Annotated in this window: 18 protein-coding genes; 9 read left to right on the top strand and 9 right to left on the bottom strand. The window is 65.4% G+C overall.

Annotation, left to right across the window (positions count from 1 at the left end; translation table 11 throughout):
* Positions 1-39 precede the first annotated feature (39 nt).
* Complete coding sequence (locus O9320_19305; GenBank protein ID MCZ8313001.1) at positions 40-1,368, top strand: pentapeptide repeat-containing protein; 1,329 nt, start codon at positions 40-42, stop codon at positions 1,366-1,368.
* Between the two features lie 17 nt (positions 1,369-1,385).
* On the opposite strand, the gene O9320_19310 is transcribed toward O9320_19305, so the two are convergent.
* The 3 genes from O9320_19310 to O9320_19320 form a co-directional block, all read right to left on the bottom strand.
* Positions 1,386-1,598 carry a hypothetical protein gene (locus O9320_19310; GenBank protein MCZ8313002.1) on the bottom strand — a complete coding sequence of 71 codons (213 nt, stop codon included), beginning with the start codon at positions 1,596-1,598 and terminating at the stop codon, positions 1,386-1,388.
* A gap of 69 nt (positions 1,599-1,667) precedes the next feature.
* Positions 1,668-4,109 (bottom strand): alpha/beta fold hydrolase, encoded by a 2,442-nt coding sequence (locus O9320_19315; protein ID MCZ8313003.1) that lies wholly within the window; start codon positions 4,107-4,109, stop codon positions 1,668-1,670.
* A gap of 195 nt (positions 4,110-4,304) precedes the next feature.
* The gene (locus tag O9320_19320) at positions 4,305-5,006 is read right to left on the bottom strand and encodes a DUF1194 domain-containing protein (protein MCZ8313004.1); all 702 of its coding nucleotides are present in this window, start codon (positions 5,004-5,006) and stop codon (positions 4,305-4,307) included.
* A gap of 42 nt (positions 5,007-5,048) precedes the next feature.
* On the opposite strand from O9320_19320, the gene O9320_19325 reads away from it, so the two are divergent.
* The 5 genes from O9320_19325 (at position 5,049) to O9320_19345 (ending at position 10,844) form a co-directional block, all read left to right on the top strand.
* A complete protein-coding gene (locus O9320_19325; protein MCZ8313005.1) occupies positions 5,049-6,587 on the top strand; it encodes an NAD(P)H-hydrate dehydratase in 1,539 nt (512 codons plus the stop codon).
* A gap of 87 nt (positions 6,588-6,674) precedes the next feature.
* Positions 6,675-6,884 carry a hypothetical protein gene (locus tag O9320_19330; GenBank protein ID MCZ8313006.1) on the top strand — a complete coding sequence of 70 codons (210 nt, stop codon included), beginning with the start codon at positions 6,675-6,677 and terminating at the stop codon, positions 6,882-6,884.
* 70 nt (positions 6,885-6,954) lie between these two features.
* Positions 6,955-8,394, top strand: coding sequence for a malonyl-CoA decarboxylase family protein (locus O9320_19335; GenBank protein ID MCZ8313007.1), 1,440 nt, complete (start codon positions 6,955-6,957; stop codon positions 8,392-8,394).
* 13 nt (positions 8,395-8,407) lie between these two features.
* Entirely contained in the window at positions 8,408-9,016 is a 609-nt protein-coding gene (locus O9320_19340; protein MCZ8313008.1) for an SCO family protein, read from the top strand.
* A 112-nt stretch (positions 9,017-9,128) separates the two neighbouring features.
* Positions 9,129-10,844, top strand: a complete 1,716-nt coding sequence (locus O9320_19345) for a cache domain-containing protein (GenBank protein ID MCZ8313009.1) — start codon at positions 9,129-9,131, stop codon at positions 10,842-10,844.
* Between the two features lie 23 nt (positions 10,845-10,867).
* On the opposite strand, the gene O9320_19350 is transcribed toward O9320_19345, so the two are convergent.
* Entirely contained in the window at positions 10,868-11,197 is a 330-nt protein-coding gene (locus O9320_19350) for a hypothetical protein (protein ID MCZ8313010.1), read from the bottom strand.
* A gap of 27 nt (positions 11,198-11,224) precedes the next feature.
* The gene (locus O9320_19355; GenBank protein MCZ8313011.1) at positions 11,225-11,659 is read right to left on the bottom strand and encodes an NUDIX hydrolase; all 435 of its coding nucleotides are present in this window, start codon (positions 11,657-11,659) and stop codon (positions 11,225-11,227) included.
* Between the two features lie 77 nt (positions 11,660-11,736).
* Between O9320_19355 and O9320_19360 the strand changes: the two genes are divergently transcribed.
* Entirely contained in the window at positions 11,737-12,768 is a 1,032-nt protein-coding gene (locus O9320_19360) for a hypothetical protein (GenBank protein ID MCZ8313012.1), read from the top strand.
* 48 nt (positions 12,769-12,816) lie between these two features.
* Here O9320_19360 and O9320_19365 read toward each other — a convergent pair whose 3' ends face one another.
* The 3 genes from O9320_19365 to O9320_19375 all read right to left on the bottom strand — a co-directional run bounded on the left by O9320_19365 (position 12,817) and on the right by O9320_19375 (position 15,182).
* On the bottom strand, positions 12,817-13,179 hold the full coding sequence (locus tag O9320_19365) for a type II toxin-antitoxin system RelE/ParE family toxin (protein MCZ8313013.1): 363 nt from the start codon (positions 13,177-13,179) through the stop codon (positions 12,817-12,819).
* On the bottom strand, positions 13,163-13,438 hold the full coding sequence (locus tag O9320_19370; GenBank protein ID MCZ8313014.1) for a type II toxin-antitoxin system ParD family antitoxin: 276 nt from the start codon (positions 13,436-13,438) through the stop codon (positions 13,163-13,165). The genes O9320_19365 and O9320_19370 overlap by 17 nt, the downstream gene beginning before the upstream one ends.
* 382 nt (positions 13,439-13,820) lie before the next feature.
* Entirely contained in the window at positions 13,821-15,182 is a 1,362-nt protein-coding gene (locus tag O9320_19375) for a Gfo/Idh/MocA family oxidoreductase (protein ID MCZ8313015.1), read from the bottom strand.
* A gap of 132 nt (positions 15,183-15,314) precedes the next feature.
* Here O9320_19375 and prfB point away from each other — a divergent pair.
* Positions 15,315-16,443, top strand: a protein-coding gene (gene prfB / locus O9320_19380; protein ID MCZ8313016.1) for a peptide chain release factor 2 whose coding sequence is annotated in 2 segments (ribosomal slippage) — positions 15,315-15,383 and positions 15,385-16,443 — 1,128 coding nt in all. Because the reading frame shifts where the segments join, the coding sequence is not laid out codon by codon here.
* A 62-nt stretch (positions 16,444-16,505) separates the two neighbouring features.
* Positions 16,506-17,738 carry a hypothetical protein gene (locus O9320_19385; GenBank protein MCZ8313017.1) on the top strand — a complete coding sequence of 411 codons (1,233 nt, stop codon included), beginning with the start codon at positions 16,506-16,508 and terminating at the stop codon, positions 17,736-17,738.
* 3 nt (positions 17,739-17,741) lie between these two features.
* Here O9320_19385 and O9320_19390 read toward each other — a convergent pair whose 3' ends face one another.
* Positions 17,742-18,266: a peroxiredoxin gene (locus tag O9320_19390; protein MCZ8313018.1), complete on the bottom strand. Its 525-nt coding sequence runs from the start codon at positions 18,264-18,266 to the stop codon at positions 17,742-17,744.
* Positions 18,267-18,285 lie beyond the last annotated feature (19 nt).

Raw genomic sequence — 18,285 nt, forward strand, 5'->3', positions numbered from 1 at the left:
TTCCGTTGTCCCCGTCGGCTTTGTTTATAATGGGGGGCGATGGCGCCCAAACCGCAGACCTATCCCAAACTCTCCCAGCTCGATCTTTCCAAAGCGATCGAAGCGCACGGCCGCATGCTGTCCAAGCAGTCGAACGGCAAACGCCTCGCCCTGCCGTTCCACACGCTCGAGCGCCTGAGCTTCGGCGCCAAGCAGCTTGCCGAGATCGAACTCGTGGGTGCGCGCGTCGCGGAAGCCGATTTTGCCGGCGCCAATCTTGCGCGCGCCAATTTCTTCGGCGCCGATCTCACGCGCGCCAACATGAAGGGCTGCGATCTCACGCGCGCGGACATGCGCGGCGTTTTGCTGCGCGGCGCCAACCTCGAGGGCGCGCAGATGCCGCAGGTCGATCTGCGCGACGGTTTCCTGATCGTGCCCGATGAAAACGGCGATTTTGATTTCGCGAAGGCCACGCAGCGCGTCGCGAATATTGACGACGCCTCGTTCGCGCGCGCCAACATGACGGACGCCAAAATCGCGCGCGCCTTCGGCAGGCGTACCGATCTCACCAATTGCATTCTGCGCAACGCCAATCTCGCAGGAGCCGATTTCTCCTATTCCGATCTGTCGGGTGTGGTGCTGAGCGGGGCCGATCTCACCGACGCCAACCTTTCGCACTGCCTGCTGCAGGGGGCCGTGCTGGCGGGTGCGCTGCTCCACAACACCAATCTCGAGGGGGCCGATCTTACGGCCGCCCAATTCACCAAAAAGGATTTCGAGCGCACCGACGTGTCCAAGGCGATCCTGCCGCGCGCCCTCGACACGCTCGATCTGCCGGTGCGCGAAATCGTCGAGCGGCATTTCCTGTGGCTGCAGAGCGGCGGGCAGAAGGGCGTGCAGGCCGTGCTCGACGCGGTCGATCTGTCGGGCTTCGACGCACCCGCAGTGAATTTTTCGGCCGCGCGTTTCAAGCGCGCCACGCTGATCGACGCCAATCTCGCAGGGGCGAAATTCCAGATGGCGGACCTCACGGGCGCCAATCTTGCGGGCGCCAATCTCGCCAATGCCGATCTGCGCGGGGCCACACTCGACCGCTGCATCCTGAACGGTGCGGACCTCTCGAACGCCGATCTGGGGCCGATGCCGCTGCCGACGACCGCGACAGGGCGCTGGCCCGCGCGCATGCGCGGCGCCCAGCTGCAGCGCGTCGATCTGCGCGGCGCCAAGCTGGGCGAGGCCGATCTGTCGGAATCGATGTTCCAGCGCGCCGATTTCCGCGACGCCGATCTCAGGGGCGCCAAATTCATCGACACCGACCTTACGGGTGCCGATCTGCGCGACGCCCAGATCGACGACGCCGATTTCCGCGGCGCTGTCGGGCGCAAATAGCGCCAAGCGACGGCACGTCAGCGCCCGTGCAAGGCGGGTGCACTGCGCGAATGGGCATCGACCTTGGTGCCGTCGTCGCGCGTGTAGCTGCGCATATTGACGGGACCGCTGGGTCCCGTATCGCCGGATCGGGGCTCGGCCTTGCCGGGTCGATGTTCGAAGGATCGGCGGACGGCCTCGAACGCTTCGGCCTGGTGCGGATGGTTGATGTCCCAAACGAATACGTGCACGTCTGTCAATATCCTTGGGGTGCATCGCTACTCGAAATCATACAGCCAGGTTCGCCTCAGGCTTCCACATTACGCAGCCAGATCGCGCACGATCGTCTCGAAGGCGCGCGCCATGCGCGCCGCATCGATTGCCGATTTCGCACGCAGACGCGCAGGCTCCTCGCGGCGAAGACGCACGAGTTCGTCCGGTGCAGCGGCAAGCCGCACGGCTTCGGCGACGAAGCTTTCGTCGCTGGCGTGTGCGAGGCCGGCACGCCCGGTTGCGGCTTCGAGCCACAGGCCGATGCGCCCGAGGCTCGTGTGGCCGACCGGGCTCAACACCGGCATGCCCAGATGCAGCGCCTCGAACATCGTCGTGCCGCCCGCGACCGGGCAGGTGCCGAGCACGATGTCGATGCGCCGATATCCTGCGAGATAGTCCGGCCAGCCGAAATGGTAGCGAATGTCGATGCGGCTTTGGTCAATACCTTCCCGCGCGAACAGGCGGCGGAGCCTTGCGACGGCGAGCGGCTCGGCCGCCATCTCGTTGCCGAGATAGAGCCGCGCGTTGGGGACAGCGCGCAGCACCTTCGCCCACAGGGCGATGCACGCATCGCTGATTTTGTAGACGTTCGACAGCGACCCGAAGGTTGGATAGCCGTTTGCAAGCATGGGCGGCTTCCCTGCGTCCGGATATGCAATGCCTTGCGCCGCCCACGCCTCGGGCTCGAACACGTAGAGATCGCCCGGCAGGCGCGCGAGCCGCCGGCCGAACGTCGCGTCGAGCGCGTGCGGATAGAGCGTGTCGGGGCCGATCGCCGCATCGAAACACGGGTCGAGGCTCGGCCCTGTCATGTTGAACCACGTCGCCTGTACGCGGGCGGGCCGCTCGACGACGCAGGCCGGCGAATGCGGTGCGAGCGATTCGTCGAGATCGACCAGCAGATCGAGATTCTGCGCGCGCAACGCCGCATTGGCTTGGCGCCAGATGTCGGGCCGGTCGGCGGCGTCGGGCGGCAGCACGGCGAGTTCACGCACGGCGATGCTGTCGGGCAAGACGGCGCGCACATGGTCGAGATTGCGGCTGGCGAGCGACAGCAAGGCTACGTCGAGCGGGCCTTGGGCCAGTTCGCGCAGGAAAGGCAGCATCAGGCTGGTATAGTTGCGATGGCCGAAAAACGCGCTGACGAGGCCGATGCGTGGACGCGCGGACGCGATCGCGGGCGATTCGAGTGCTGGCAGTGACGGCGTCGGATCGGCCGCAAGCAATTTGCGGATGTTGCGCAAGTTCGCTTCTTTGGCTGCGGCCACGCTGCGATCGTCGGCATCCATCGCGTAGAGTTCGTGCGCGAGGATCTGGCACGCGACACTCTGCGGCATGTCGCCCTCGAACCGCAGCGTACGCAACAGGCCAAGGGCCGCGTCCGCATCGCCGATGCGGAACAGCGTGGTCACGGCATGCATGCCGGCCCACAGCATCGCGCGCGCGTCGCTCGCGCGCCGCATCGCTTCTTCGACCGCCGCAAGGCCGTGTGTGTCGGGTAGGTCGTAGAGTGCGCGCAAAATGTCGGCGAGCAGCTCGCCGTCGTTGGGGGTCGCCGTCAGGATCGCCAGCAGCGTATCGCGCTGGCTGCGGCGGCTGTGCTTCGGTTTGGCGCGCAAGGCGGTCAGCAGGTCGCGGCGCAGTGCTGCATCGTGCGGTGCGTTCGCGAAGGCCGCCGCCGCCGGCGCCAAGCGCGGCGTGCTTGGCGCCAGGCGTTCGCGGAAAAAATCGCGCAACGCCTCGTGCGCGGCATTGGGCGCTTCTTGCAGCACGAGATGGCCCGCCTGCGGCAGACGCAGGAAAAACAGGTCGCCGAGCGCGCACGCCGCGATCTCGGCTTCGTCGGCGGGCGACACCAATGCCGCGGGAGCGCCCAGCGTATTGTCGTCGAAGCGCCCGCCCGCGAGGATCAGCACGCTTGCGGAAGCGCCGGCCGCGCGCAGGCGGTCGAGATACGCAGCCGGATCGGCGTCGCGCACGATGCCGCTGCCGTCGATGTAGGAATCGAGGAACGGCGTGCGCGGCAAGCCGGCTGCTTGCATGTAGGCGCGTACGCGCAGCTGGGCCGCATAGGTCAAAGGCGGATCGACGAGGGCGATGCCGCGCACCGCAGCCGTGCCCAGCATCGCCGCCGCTTCGAGTGCGACCGGGCCGCCATAGGATTCGCCGAGCAGCATTATGTCGCGACCGCCAAGTTCGGTACCGACGAGATCGACGACATGCCGGGCAAAGCCTTCGATGCTTGCCGACACGGCCGGGCTCGTGCCGTTCATGCCGGGCATATCGACGAGCAGCACGTCGAACTCGGCGCACAGGGCAAGCACGGTCGGGAACAGCAGCGAGGATTCGCGGAAGGCCCCCGCAATGCCGACGATCGCGGGGCGTGTGCGCCCGGCTTCGCTCGTCACCAGAAAGCCGAAGGTCCGCCGCCCGTCGCTCGCGGCCGCGACCGGCTGGATTGCGGCCGGCCCGAACGGCACGGGGGCCATGCGGGGGGCGAGCGGGCGCGGCGCGGAAGACCGGGGGGCGGAAGGCGGGAAGGGCGGGGGCTGCAAGCGGCTCCTCTTTCCGTCGCCGCTGCCTGAGACTCGCATGACGACGGAAAATTATAGAAGCAGTACGACGTAATGGAACGCTTGAAATACTTGCGCGACGCCCCGGCGCTCATACGCTCCGTTTTGCGATCACGAAACCAGTTTGATCTCGCGCACGAGCTTGTCGCGGATCGCTTCGCGGAAGTCGCGATAGTCGCGTGCGGGGATGCAGAAAGCGCCGGGGCCGCCGATTACAAACGCGCGGTAGAAGGCTTCGAGGTCCGGCTCCTCGTTGAGGATCGGCAGGCCGTTGATTGCAATGCCGGCGACGAGTGCGTCGGCGCGCGCCGCGCGCACGTCGCGGCCCGCGTTCGAAGCGCCGTCGCCCGACACGTCGATCACGCGGCGCGCAGGCGCAAATGGGCATGCGTCGAGCGCATCGTGCGCAAAGTCGATCGCGTCGCCGATCGCGGTGGTACCGCCCACGACAAGGCGCGGGGCACCCTCGAGCTCTTTGGCGAAAGCCTCGAGATCGGCGCTTGTGGCCAAGCGCCGCCAGTCGAGATTGACGAGATGGGTTTTGGCGTTGGCGAATTCGAAGAAATAGAGGGCGACGGCGCCAAGCCTGCCGCTGCCGATCGCCTCGGCAAGCGACGGATGGCGCAGGGCCGCCGCGTAGCCCTCCATCTGCAGATAGAATTCGTCCATATCGACCGACGACGAGGAATCGACCGCCAGCACGATTGCGGCGTCGACCGCATCGCTCTGGGCGGCGAGTTTGTGCGGCACCAGGGCCGAGGCGGCCGCCGCCTGCAGCAGCGTGCGGCGAGCAAGGGGGGATCGTTTCGACATGCGCTCTCTCTATTGCCCGTCCAATATGGCATCATTGCGGAGATGGCGATGGAAATTGAGGGGGCGGAAATCGAAGCGCTTTTGACCTGTGCCGAGATGGCGGCGGCCGACCGCGCCGCGATCGCGTCCGGCATTGCAGGGACGGCGCTCATGGAAGCAGCGGGGGCGGCCGTCGCACGCCATATCGAAGCGCGCTTCAAGCGCCAGCACACGCTCGTACTTTGCGGGCCCGGCAACAATGGCGGCGACGGGTATGTGGTGGCGCGCCATCTTGCGGCGGCGGGATGGCCCGTGCATGTGGCCGAATTGTCGCCGCCGCGCGGCGGCAGCGACGCCGAACATATGGCAACACTCTGGACCGGGCCGACCGAAGCGGCCGAGCCTGCGGCACTGGCGCGCGCGAGCTTGTTCGTCGATGCGCTGTTCGGGGCGGGCCTGTCGCGCCCGCTCGATGGGCGTGCGGCCGAACTCGTTGCGGCTTTGGCGGGGCGCAAGATCGTGGCCATCGACGTGCCGAGCGGGGTTGCGGGCGACACGGGCGAAGTGCTCGGCGTCGCCGCACCGGCGGCACTCACCGTCACCTTCTTCCGGCGCAAGCCCGGACACCTGCTTTATCCGGGCCGTGCTTTGTGCGGCGAAACGATCGTCGCCGATATCGGCATGTCGGCAAGCATATTGGACGCGATCGCGCCGACAGCATTTCGCAACAGCCCGGCTTTGTGGGCTGGCGCATTTCCCGTTCCGGCTGCTGATTCGAACAAATACACGCGCGGCCAAGTGCTCGTCGTCGGCGGCGGCGCGATGACGGGGGCGGCGCGGCTCGCCGCACGCGCGGCAGCACGCGTCGGGGCGGGGCTCGTCACGCTCGCAAGCCCGACGCACGCGATCCCGATCTACGCCGCCGATTTCGCAGCCCTCATCGTACGGCCGATGGACACGTCCGCCGATTTTTTGGGCCTGCTGGCCGATCGACGGCGCAATTGCGTGCTGCTCGGGCCCGGCAACGGGGCCGACGCGGCGTGCCGTGCACGCGTCGAAGCGGCTCTCGCGGCCGACAAAAGATGCGTGCTCGATGCCGATGCGTTGACCGTGTTCGCCGAAGCGCCGGCCGCCCTGTTCGCGCGTCTCGCACAAGATGCCGTGCTGACGCCGCATGACGGCGAGTTCAAGCGGCTGTTCCCCGATCTTGCCGGCAGCCGTTTGGCGCGCGCGCGCGCGGCCGCCAAGCGCGCCAATGCGGTCGTGCTGCTGAAAGGAGCCGACACGGTCGTGGCGCATCCGGATGGGCGTGCGAGCATCTGCGACACCGCGCCGCCGTTTCTTGCGACAGCCGGGGCCGGCGATGTGCTTGCAGGCCTCGTGGCCGGGCTCATGGCGCAAGGCATGCCGAGTTTCGAAGCGGCTTCGGCTGCGGTGTTCTTGCACGCCGCGTGTGCGCGTACCGCTGGCCTCGGTCTCGTTGCCGATGACCTCGCTGCATGCCTGCCCCGCGTCTTGGCTGAGTTGGCGGCGCATACGCATCTTGGTACCGCAAAACCGTCGGCTTCTTTCGATTTTCCGACAGAATCTGACGGCGTTTGAAGATTCGCTCTTGTGTGCAACTGCACGCGGCCCCACCTGTACAGCGAGCCTGCGCAGCACGCGCAGGGGCATCGGGAAGGACGAAGCTTGGAACATCCGCTTCTCAAAGCTGCCGAGGCCGTTTTGGGCGACCAGCATGTCGCCTGCCGCGCACTTGCGCGCGCGGTCGGTTCCGACGATGCCGGCGATTGGCGTGCGGCCAAGGAGATTCTGTCCGATCTGCCCGAGCAGGATTGGAACGAGATCAAGCGCGTCCTGCGCGCCGACGTGGCCGATCCGGCCACCCGCCTGAATTAAGCCGCCTGAATTAAAGTCGTCTTCGTAACGCCACTTGCAGGCCGCAAGCCGGCAAGCGACACTGCATCCCATGACCGATGTCCGCACGCCGCAGCGTTTTGTCGCCCGCCTCAAACAGGCTTGGCGCGGCCTCTCGACCGGGGCGATGGCCGCCGTCGGCGCCCCGCGCATCGCGAGTCCCGATCTTGTCGATGCCGATCTGCCGCTGTTGCGCGCGCGCCTGCTCGATTGTCTCGTCGGGCGCGGCGGCGAAGCCAGTGCCCGCGCGCGCGCGGCCGAATTGGGACAGACCTATCTCGGCCTGTCGATCGCGGGCCGCAAACGCTTCATGCAACTGCTGGCGAGCGACTTCGACATCGACCGTGCGGCCGCCGCCGATGCGGCCGCCCAAGCGCTCAAAGCCTGGCAGAGCGGCGAGGCCAAAGCCGTGCGCAAGGCCGAAGCCGCGTTGCGCGCCGCCCTCGATCCGCCGCGCGCGCGCCTGCTCGCGCATTTCACGGCGATGGGCGAGGGCGTCAAATTCCTCGTCGATCGACGCGCCGAATTGACCGAATGGGCCAAGGAAGATCCGGCCTTCGCCGCCCTTGCAAGCGATCTGCACGAGCTGTTTTCGGCCTGGTTCGATCTGGGTTTCCTCGAATTGCGGCGCATCACCTGGGAGAGCCCGGCGGCCCTCCTCGAGCGCTTGGCCGCCTACGAGGCCGTGCACGCCGTGCGCGACTGGGCCGATCTCAAAAACCGCCTCGACAGCGATCGGCGCTATTTTGCGTTCTTCCATCCGCGCATGCCGCTCGAGCCGTTGATCTTCGTCGAGGTGGCGCTGGTGAAGGGGCTCGCGGGCAACGTGCACGATCTGCTCGACGACAAAGCTCCCTTGGGCGACCCCAAAGCCGCCGACACGGCGATCTTCTATTCGATCACCAACGCCCAGCGCGGCCTTGCCGGCATCAGCTTCGGCGGCTTCCTCATCAAGCGCGTGGTCGAAACGCTGAAGGCCGAGTTCCCAAATCTCAAAACTTTCGCGACTCTGTCGCCGATTCCGGGTTTCCGTAGTTGGCTCGAGGCGCGCATCGCCGAGGGCATGCCGCGCCTGCTGCTGGCCGAAGAGCGCAAGGCGCTGGCCGCAGCCTTGGCCGAGCCCGGCGAAAAACCGGCATCGGCCAACAAGGGTACGTTGAAGCGCGCCCTCGCCGACGCAAGCTGGATCGACAAGCCCGCCTTGCGCGCCGCCCTCCAAGCCCCCTTGTCGCGTGCTTGCGCACAGTATCTGCTCGAAACCAAGCGCAGCAACGGCAACGCGCTCGATCCCGTGGCGCATTTCCATCTGTCGAACGGGGCGCGCGTCGAACGTTTGAACTGGTGTGCCGACTGTTCGGCCAAGGGCCTCAAACAATCGGCGGGCCTCATGGTCAATTATCTCTATCGCCTGTCCGACATCGAAGCCAACCACGAAGCCTACGCAAGCGAGGGCACGGTCGCCGTCGCTTCCGCCGTGCGCGGGCTCCTCTAAAGCGCAAATGCCCATGCCCGCATCGCGTCTGCTTAAAACCATCCGTCTGCTTGCTGTGGGTTTGATCCTGGGGCTCGGCGCTGCATGGGCCGTTCATCTGTGGGCACCCAGCGACATAGGGACCCAAGTCACGTCCGCGTCGATCGGCGGCCCGTTCGAACTCGTGGACCAGAACGGCCGCACGCGCACGCAAGCCGATCTGCGCGGCAAATTCGCGCTGATCTATTTCGGCTTCACCTATTGCCCCGATGCCTGCCCGACAGCCCTCGTGGCGATGGCCGAAGCGCTCGACCAGATCGGCCCGCTCGCCGCGCGCGTGCAGCCGGTTTTCGTGACCGTCGATCCCGAGCGCGATACGGTCGAGCAGATGGCGGCCTATGTGGCCGCCGTCGACGAGCGGCTGTGGGGCCTCACCGGCAGTGCCGCCCAAGTAGCGCAAGCGGCCAAGGCCTATCGCGTGTTCTACCGCAAGGCCACACCGCCGGGTGGCGGCGAATATCTCGTCGACCACACGTCGCTTGTGTATCTGATGGGCCCCGACGGCACCTATCGCGCGCATTTCACGCACGAAACCACGCCGGAGCGCATGGCCGAGATCCTGCGCAAAAATCTGGGCGGCTGAGCAATACCTTTTACAGATTGTTAATATTTGCGCGCTTACATTGGCGCGTGTTCCCGTTTTGCATTGCAAAATGCAGAGTCGGCAATCTTAAGCCCCCCGCCTGGAGCCTGCTGTGAAAAAACTTTCCGCTGCCGCTTTCAATCCGCTGCGCCTGCTGGCGCGCCTTTCCATCGGCACCCGCCTGTCAATGCTGGCGATCTTGTGTGCGGCCGTGGCACTCGCCGCGACGGTGGCAGCGACGATGCGCGACGCCGACCGCGAGCTGCATCGCCAAGGCCTCAAACAGCTCGACGCCAACATGCGCGTCGCGTGGGAGTTTCTCGGGGCAGGGGCTGGCAGCGTCTTTTCGGTCGATGGTGAGCGCCTGCTCTTGGGCGACCGGGCACTGAACGGCGACACGGCGGCCGTCGACCGCATCAAGGCGGCTGTTGGCGGCGTGGCAACCGTTTTCTTGGGCGATCTGCGCATTACGACGAACATCCAGCGCCCCGACGGCACGCGCGCGATCGGCACCAAGCTCGCACCTGGCGCCGTCTACGACACGGTGCTGCGCGACGGCCGGGCCTTCCGCGGCCCCAATATCATTCTCGGCCAGCCCTATTTCACGGCCTACGATCCGATCAAAGACGCGTCGGGCAAGACGATCGGCATCCTGTTCGTCGGTATTCCTGAGGCGGATTTCACCGCTGCGATCGACCGTATCGTCGAGCTCGCAACGCTGACCGGTGCGGTGGCGCTGGCGCTGACCGGCCTGCTGATCTGGATCGCCGTGCGCGTCTCGTTCCGCCCGCTCGTGGCAATGGAAAGCGCCATGGCGGAAATCTCGTCCGGAAATTCCAAAGCCGCCATCCCGGGGCTTGGGCGCAGCGACGAGGTCGGGCGCATGGCAGCGGCGTTGGCCGTGTTCCGCGACCGCATGGAGGAAAACGCGCGCATCGCTTCCGAGCGTGCGGCACTTGAAGCGCGCACGTCCGAGGAGCGCCGCGCCCAGCGCGCGGGCCTCGCCGAAGAACTCGACCGTTCGGTGCGCGACGTGATCGCCAGTCTGGCGCGTTCTGCGCACGATCTGTCGGGTACCGCCGCCGATCTCAACCGCACGGCCGACGGCACGCGGTCGCGCGCGCAAGACGTCGCCAACGCGGCCGGCGAAACCACGCAGAACGTGCAGACGGTCGCGGCGGCGACAGAAGAGCTTTCGGCCTCGACGCGCGAAATCGCGCGCCGCGTGGGCGACAGTGCCGCCGCAGCGAGCGCTGCCGTAACCCAGGCCGAAGCGACGAACGCGACGGTTGCAACGCTTGCCGAAGCGGCCGGCAAAATCGGCGACGTGGTCAAACTCATCAACAACATCGCGGGCCAGACCAATCTTCTGGCCCTCAACGCCACGATCGAGGCCGCGCGCGCGGGCGACGCCGGCAAGGGTTTTGCCGTCGTCGCTTCGGAGGTCAAGAATCTCGCCACGCAGACGGCCAAAGCGACCGAAGACATCTCGCGTCAGATCGGCGAAATCCAGTCGGCCACGCAGCAGGCCGTCGGCGACATCCGCGCCATCGGCGACGCAATCCGCGCGATCCACGGCACGGCAGCCGAAATCGCGACGGCGGTCGAGGAGCAGGGGGCCGCGACGGCCGAGATTTCGCGCAACGTGCAGGAAGCCGCGCGCGGCTCGCAGGTCGTTTCGAGTTCGATCGTGCACGTGACCGATGCGGCCGAGGCGACGGGAACTGCGGTGCAATCGCTTGGCGCCGCCACGCAGACCGTGTCGAGCCAGTCCGACCGCCTCAAAGCCGAAGTCGAGGAATTCGTCTCGCGCCTGCGCGCGAGCTAGCGTCCGGCGCTCGCGCGCGAATCTTACGTGTAAAGATCGACGCGCGAGCCGCGCGGCTGCACGGCCAGACGCGACGTATTCGCCTCGAGCGCGTTGGCGGTCGTGTCGTTGGCGGCGGCGGTATCCGTACCGCTGCGCGCCTCGCGGGCGGCTTCGACGCGGCCCGTGGCTTGCGGGGCGGACGCGATTTGGGTCTGCTGGGCCGGCGCCGTGCGCTGGGCCGCGACAGCCGAAGCCAGCACCGCTTGCTGCTGCGGCGTGGGGGTCGTTGGCTGCTGGGAATTGGCGATCTGCGCCTGCAGCGCTACCGAACGGCCGATCCCATAGGTCTGAGCATAAACGCCGAGTTGCATACTCTTACTATAAGCTTTTCTTGTGGGCTAAACAAGGTCCCCGTCCAGGGCGCGCGACCGGCGGGCGATGCGCGCAACCTGATCCAGGAAATCCATTGATTTTGCTTCGATTTCCGAAAGAGAGACCCATTTGGCTGCCGCCGCATCATCGGCCGCAACGGCCTCGCCCGACACGTAGCGGCAAGCGACCGCCACCAGCACATAGTGATGGCCGGGGGCGTCCTGGCTGTCGGGCTTGATCACGTCCACGCAATCGAAGGCGCGGACGGCCGCGGCCACAATACCGGTTTCCTCGGCAAGTTCGCGCACCGCGGCTTGGGCTGCCGTCTCGCCCCATTCGATCTTGCCGCCGGGGAAGCCCCAGCGCCCCGGATCGGGCGGGTTGGCGCGGCGCACGAGCAGGAATTTGCCGGCATGTTCGAGAACGGCGATGGCGGCAGGGCGGGGTGTGCGGGTGCTCAATGTCGCCTCTGGCCTCGAACCGGCGGGATCGCTAAACAGGACAGCCCCAATCTAGCCGAAGAACCGGAACGCTGCCTATGACCGAGCCCAAAAACGAGCTGCCGCCGCTGCGCGAATTCACGCTGGGCGCTTACGTAAGTGGCGTTGCCTTCACGCGCGACGGCGAGATCCTGGCCGCCGCTACCGGAGCCGGGGCCGTGCGCCTGATCGGCGTGATGCAGGAAAGCGATGCGACCGCCCAGCCGCACAAGGGGGCGATCCTGTCGTTCGCGGCCCACCCGGACGGCGATTCGTTTTTGAGCGGCGGCGACGACGGGCGCATCGTGCGCACGGCGCGCGACGGTGCCACGCAGGAGATCGGCCAAGTCAAAGGCCGCTGGATCGAAGTGCTGGCGGCGCACAAATCGGGTGCCTTTGCCGCCGTTGCCGGCAAAGAAGTGCATCTGTGGATGCCGGGTGCTTCGGCGCCTGCGATCCTGGGCCCGCATCCGAGTACGGTGGCGGCGCTCGATTTCAGCCCCGACGGCAGCCGCCTCGTGGCAGCCCACTACAACGGCGTGTCGATTTGGCAGTGCAAGCGCCCGGACGAAAAACCGCGCACGCTCGTTTGGAAGGGCAGCCACATCCAGGTGCGCTATGCGCCGAATGGAAAATTCTTGGCGACAACGACGCAGGACAACGCGATTCATGTCTGGCGCCTGTCGACGGGCCAGGACATGCAGATGGCGGGCTACCGCGTGAAAGTGCGCCAGCTCGTGTTCACGGCGAATGCGCGCTGGCTCTTGTCGGATGCGGCCGATTGCTTCGTGGCGTGGGACTTTTCGGGCAAGGGCCCGGAAGGCCAGCCGCCGCTCGAATTCGGTTTCGGCGACGGGGCGACGATGACGGGCATTGCCGTGCACCCCGACGCGCCCTTCCTGTTGGGCGGCTACGAAAACGGAGCGATTCGCCTCGGCGATCTCGACGGCAAACGCGAACTCACCTTGCGCCAGCCGAGCGAGACCGCAAAACCGATCCGCAATCTTGCGTTCTCGAGCGACGGCTGGCACGCCGCCGGCGGGGGCGAAGACGGCGCACTTGCGATGTTCTCGCTGAAGCCGAAGGCGTGAGGCGCCGGGGGCATCTCTCCCGACGGCGCACCCACATCGAGGATCGCTTTATTTGACCGCTTCGTCGTCGCGCAACAGGCGAACGAGCATACGGCGAACAAGGTCCTGGCCGCCGAAGAAGATCGCCAGTATCCGAATGCGCTTGGCTGCTGGATCGACGTCGAACCAGTAGATGGCGCGATCGATGGTGATATGCCGCACACCCGGTAGAACGTCGTCGCGAAGCGTGCCGCGCATCGGCGATGCGGCGAGCGTGGCGGCCGCGTGTCGGATCGCCGCAATCCGCAGAGCTGCGTGATCCAAAGCTTGTTCGGCGCTTTCGCCGAACCCGACATAGCTTGCGAAAAGATGGTCGAAGATCGCCTCGAAATCGCGCGCGCCGTCGGCCGAAAACTCAATCTTGAACGCCATGTTCCCGACGCTTTCTGGCGACAAGTCGGGACAGATTTTCGTCCATTTTTTTGCCGGAAACGAATTTGCCCGCACGGCGTCGGGCCAGCAGTTCGGCGAGGGCGGCCCGCTCCATGTCGTCGGCTTCCATCTGCCGGCGCAGAAGCTCGACGCCCTGCTGCAGAACCGCACTCACGCTCTGAAAGCGACCGGCTTCGACAAGGTGCTTGGCGAAGGAATGCTGATCGTCGGTCAGCGAAATCGAAGATTTTACGGTCATGGGCATTCTCTCGGGAAAACGCAATAATCAAAAGTATTACCCAGTAATACCACGTGCAAGCGCCCGTCCTGCCTTGGTGCAAAAGCACGCTCGAATATTCTTGTTTTGTTCATTTTCTTCTTGTAGTGTATTCGCAAGTTGGAAACACGTTCCAGCGGTGCTGTTTGAAATTGTGAATGAGGAGTTTGGGCAGCACGGACGCGTCGCAATTTTTTCAGTGCGACTGTCGCATTGCCCGATCTTCGGGTCTCGGAAAATCAAGCGCTTAGAGACGTGTCTTCAGAAAAATGTCGCGTAAGACGGCCAAAAAGGTTGCGTCTAGGTCGCGTGGATGTCGCGCTTGTGTCGCGTCTATGTCGCGCAGATGTTGCGCCGCGCGGGCTTACTCGGCCGCTTTGCTGTTGGGCCGGGCAAACGCCGCTTCCATCTCGCGGCGGATTTTGACCGCATGGTCGGTCGCATCGTAGACCACGTCGGCCCAGCCGATCTGCTCGCCCTCGGCGATGTCGCGTTTCAGCGTGACGTGGCTTGCGAGGCCGAGCGGGAGAAAGCCCTTCTCGAGCGAGCGCGTGGCGGGCACTTGTTTGCCCCACACGCAATAGCCGCCTTCGCCGTCCAGCACTTCGCCGGCTTTGAGCGGGCGTTTGGCCGTCGCGGCGACGTCCGAATGGAAGGCAAGCGGGGCACCGGTCGGTTCGTTGCGGAGTGCGGCACTTGCGACAGAGATGCCGATCTCGAGGCCGATCATGTGGATCGGCCGGTAGAGCGCCATATGCTCGCAGGTTTCGTCGGGCAGCATGCAATATTCGGCCGCACAGCGGCGGACGTACTCGTGGTCGGCGGCGACGACCACGTAAGTGCCCCATTGCAGATGGTTGGGTACGGGCGTCTTGTCGCGATAGAGCGAGGAGACGACTTCGACCGTGCCGGCTTTGTCGAGCACGCCGCCTTTGGCTTTGGGCTTGCAGATTTTGGCAAGGTCCGGGGCGGGGACGGGCGGGAAGGCGAGACCGTCATCTTGGGCAAGCAGGCCCGTCGCGTTCGACACGGCCGTCATCTCGATGCCGGATTTCGAGCCGTCGATGAAGCTGTTGAACATCTTCGGGTTCATGCCGCCTTTGCGGGCCATCTCGTCGGAAAAACCGAAATTCGCCCACACCGTGTCGGGCGTCGAGCGGTGAAAGTCGGGATGGTAGCGCGTACCTTTGCCGGCCGACACGACCTCGAAGCCGCAGGCCCGCGCCCAATCGACCTGTTCGCAGATGAGGGCGGGTTGGTCGCCGTAGGCCAGCGAATAGACCACGCCTTGCGCGCGCGCCTTGGCGGCGAGGAGCGGGCCCGCGACGACGTCGGCTTCGACATTGACCATCACGATGTGTTTGCCCGCCGCGATCGCGTTCAAGCAAAAGCGAATGCCTGCACGTGGATCGCCGGTCGCCTCGACAATCACTTCGATGCCGGGATGGTCGATCACGGCATCGGCATTGTCGGTGACGAACGTCGTGCCCTTGTCGATCGCTTGGCCGAGCGAAGTTGCGGCCGTCCGCTCTTCCGCCCAGCCGCAGCTCGCAAGGGCCGCACGCGCGCGCGGCGGCGACAAATCGGCAATGCCCACAATATGGAGACCGACCGTTTTGCGGGCCTGGGCCAGAAACATCGTGCCGAATTTGCCGGCCCCGATAAGCCCGACGGTCACGGGTTTGCCTGCGGCCGCACGGGCGGCGAGTTTGGCGGCAAGATTCATCGGGCGGTTCCTCCGGCTTGGATCGGCTTTGTCGCAAGGGAAGCACGAAGTCGCCGAGCTTGCAAAGAATCCGGCGAGTTCGTATAGCCCCAAGTGCTTCTCGCTAAAGCCTGTTCGAATGGAGTTTCCCACATGCGTGCCGAAATCGCCGCCGTCGCCGAAGAAATCCAGCAGTCGCTGACTTTGCTGCGGAGGTTTCTTTGACTGGGATCGCGCCCTAAAACGCCTCGACGAGCTCAACGCGCTCGCCGAAGACCCCACACTGTGGAACAGCCCCCGAAAAGCCCAGGCCCTCTTGCGCGAGCGCAAGCAGCTTGAAGCGGCCGTGGGGGCCGTCAAAGACATGACAGCCAAGCTCGACGATGCGGTGGGCTTGATCGAATTGGCCGAGGCCGAGAACGATTCAGGCGTGGTGGCCGACGCCGAAAACCAGCTCGTTGCGCTGAAGAAAGAGGCCGAACAGCGCGGCCTGCAAGCGCTGCTGTCGGGCGAGGCGGACGGCAACGACGCCTTCGTCGAAATCCATGCCGGGGCCGGCGGCACCGAGGCGCAGGATTGGGGCGAGATGCTCGTGCGCATGTATCTGCGCTGGGCCGAAAAGCGCGGCTTCAAGACCGAGTATCTCGAAGAAAGCCCCGGCGAAGAAGCCGGCATCAAGTCGGCCACGTTACGCATCTCGGGCGAGAACGCCTATGGCTGGCTCAAGACGGAATCGGGCGTGCACCGGCTCGTGCGCATCTCGCCTTACGATTCGAACGCCCGTCGGCAGACGAGTTTCGCCTCGGCCTGGGTGTTCCCGGCCATCGAAGACGACATCGAGATCGACATCAACGAAGCCGACGTGCGCATCGACGTCTATCGCTCGTCGGGGGCCGGCGGCCAGCACGTCAACAAGACCGAGAGTGCGGTCCGCTTGACGCACATCCCGACCAACACGGTCGTCGCCTGCCAGACCGAGCGTTCGCAGCACAAGAACCGCGACCGTGCTTGGAAGATGTTGCGGGCCCGCCTCTACGAGGCTGAACTGCGCAAACGCGAAGCTGCCGCCCTCGCCACGCACGAGGCCAAAAGCGACATCGGCTGGGGCCACCAGATCCGCTCCTACGTGCTGCAGCCCTACCAGATGGTCAAGGATTTGCGCACGGGCGAGGAGACGTCGGACACGCAAGGCGTGTTGAACGGCGACATCGACCGTTTCCTCGAGGCCTCGCTCGCCTCGCGCCTCAAAGGCGGAACGGCCCCAGTCGAGGATCTGAATTAGGCCGGTTGACGACGGCTTCGGCTTGTGGCCACTATGTTATAGTATAACAAATCGAGCCGCCCATGCGTTCGAGTGTCCTTGCCGTTGCTGTTTGTGTTGGGGGCCTTCTGGCCGCCGCGTCGCCTGCTTTTGCCCAGCACGCGCATGGCGAGGGGGCGCATGTCGATGCCGACGTCACGCTCAAGTTGGGCGTTGATCGCAACTATCGCTCCAGCAACGCGCGTTCGGTCTTGACCGACACCTACGGCGAGGCCGAGGCGGTCGCGAAGCTGTTTTTCAACCGGAACTTCTTCGTGCAGACCAAACTGCATTGGGAGCGGATCAAGTTTCCGACCGAGAGCCGCACCTTCGGCGGCCACGGCATGTATATCGAGAATCTTTCGGCCAATCTCGATCTCGATGCCGCAAGGCTCTATGCCGGGAAATTCAATCCCGCCTTTGGGATGGGCTGGGACGACGCCAAGCTGCCCGGCTTCTACGCCAACGAATTCGCCAAAGACTACCAGATGAAAGAGGCGATCGGTGCGGGCGGCGGCTACGCGCTCGATCTTGCTGCCTACGGCAAGCACAAGGTCGACGTCGCCGCTTTCTTCTTCGACAATTCGTTCCTGTCGCGGGCGGCGTTCAACAATCCGGCCTACGGTCCCGGCCAAGGCCCGCTGTCGACGACGCAGCGCCTGGGCCAGAACCGCCTCGTCTATGGCGGCCCCGGCAACACGAATGCGCCCCAATCGCTCGCCGTCCAGTACGAGCTTGCCGATCCCGCCAATCTCGAAGGGCTCATGGTTGGGGCGGGCTATCGCTATCTGCGGGCCGGCACCCGCCAGCCTTTGACGCTTGATGCCGGCAACGGCCCGGTCGCCAGCCGCGACTCGCACGGCTATGTCGCAGGGGCGCGCTACGAGATCGGCCTACCGCTCGACGTGGTCGTGACCCCCTTCGTCGAGTGGGCGCGTTTCACGGACGTGTTCAACGCCGATCCGAGCTTGGGCAATCAGTTCAAGGATCGCACGTATCTTACGACGGCGGCGATCTTCACTTGGCAGGATTTCACCTTCGTCGCGAGCCGCATGACGCGCCGGTTCGACGACGCGAACAGCTCAGCCGCGGCCGGCACGTTCTTCAACCAGGAAGACCGGCAGCTTGCCGCCAATCTGCTCTACAAGGTGCTTGAGGATCTGACCCTAGGTGTGGGCTACCGCAAGACGCGCGCGGTCCCTGCCTTCGGCGACGTGACACGGCAGGCGACCACGCACAGCTTCGGCGCACAGGCGGTCTATACGCTCGAGTTCTAGACTCTAGAGCGCTTTGACCGCTGCCAGCACCTCTTCAACGTGGCCGGTGACCGAGACCGGGCGCCACACGTTGCGGATCGTGCCGGTCTTGTCGATCAGATAGGTCGAGCGTTCCATGCCCATGTATTTGCGGCCGTACATGCTCTTCTCGACCCAGGTGTCGTAGGCGGTCGAGGTCTTGCCGTCCTCGTCGGAGGCGAGATGGAATTTGAGGCCGTATTTGACCGCGAATTTGTCGTGGCTCTTCATCGCATCGCGCGAGACGCCGACGATTTCGGCGTCGAGCTTCTTGAACTGCATCAGCATGTCGTTGAAGCCGCAAGCTTGCTTGGTGCAGCCGGGCGTGTCGTCTTTCGGGTAGAAATAGAGCACGACCGTTTTGCCTTTGAGCTTGGCGAGCGACACATCGCCGCCGCCCACGACCGGCATCGCGAAGGCGGGCGCCTTGCTCCCGACCTTGGGGCCGCGCGCCGGTGCTTCGGCGGCGGGGGCGGCTTTTTTCGCGGCGGTCTTTTTCTTTGCGGCCATGGCGGACTCCTCGAGAATA

This window comes from Magnetospirillum sp., from assembly GCA_027532905.1.
Classification (GTDB): domain Bacteria; phylum Pseudomonadota; class Alphaproteobacteria; order CACIAM-22H2; family CACIAM-22H2; genus Tagaea.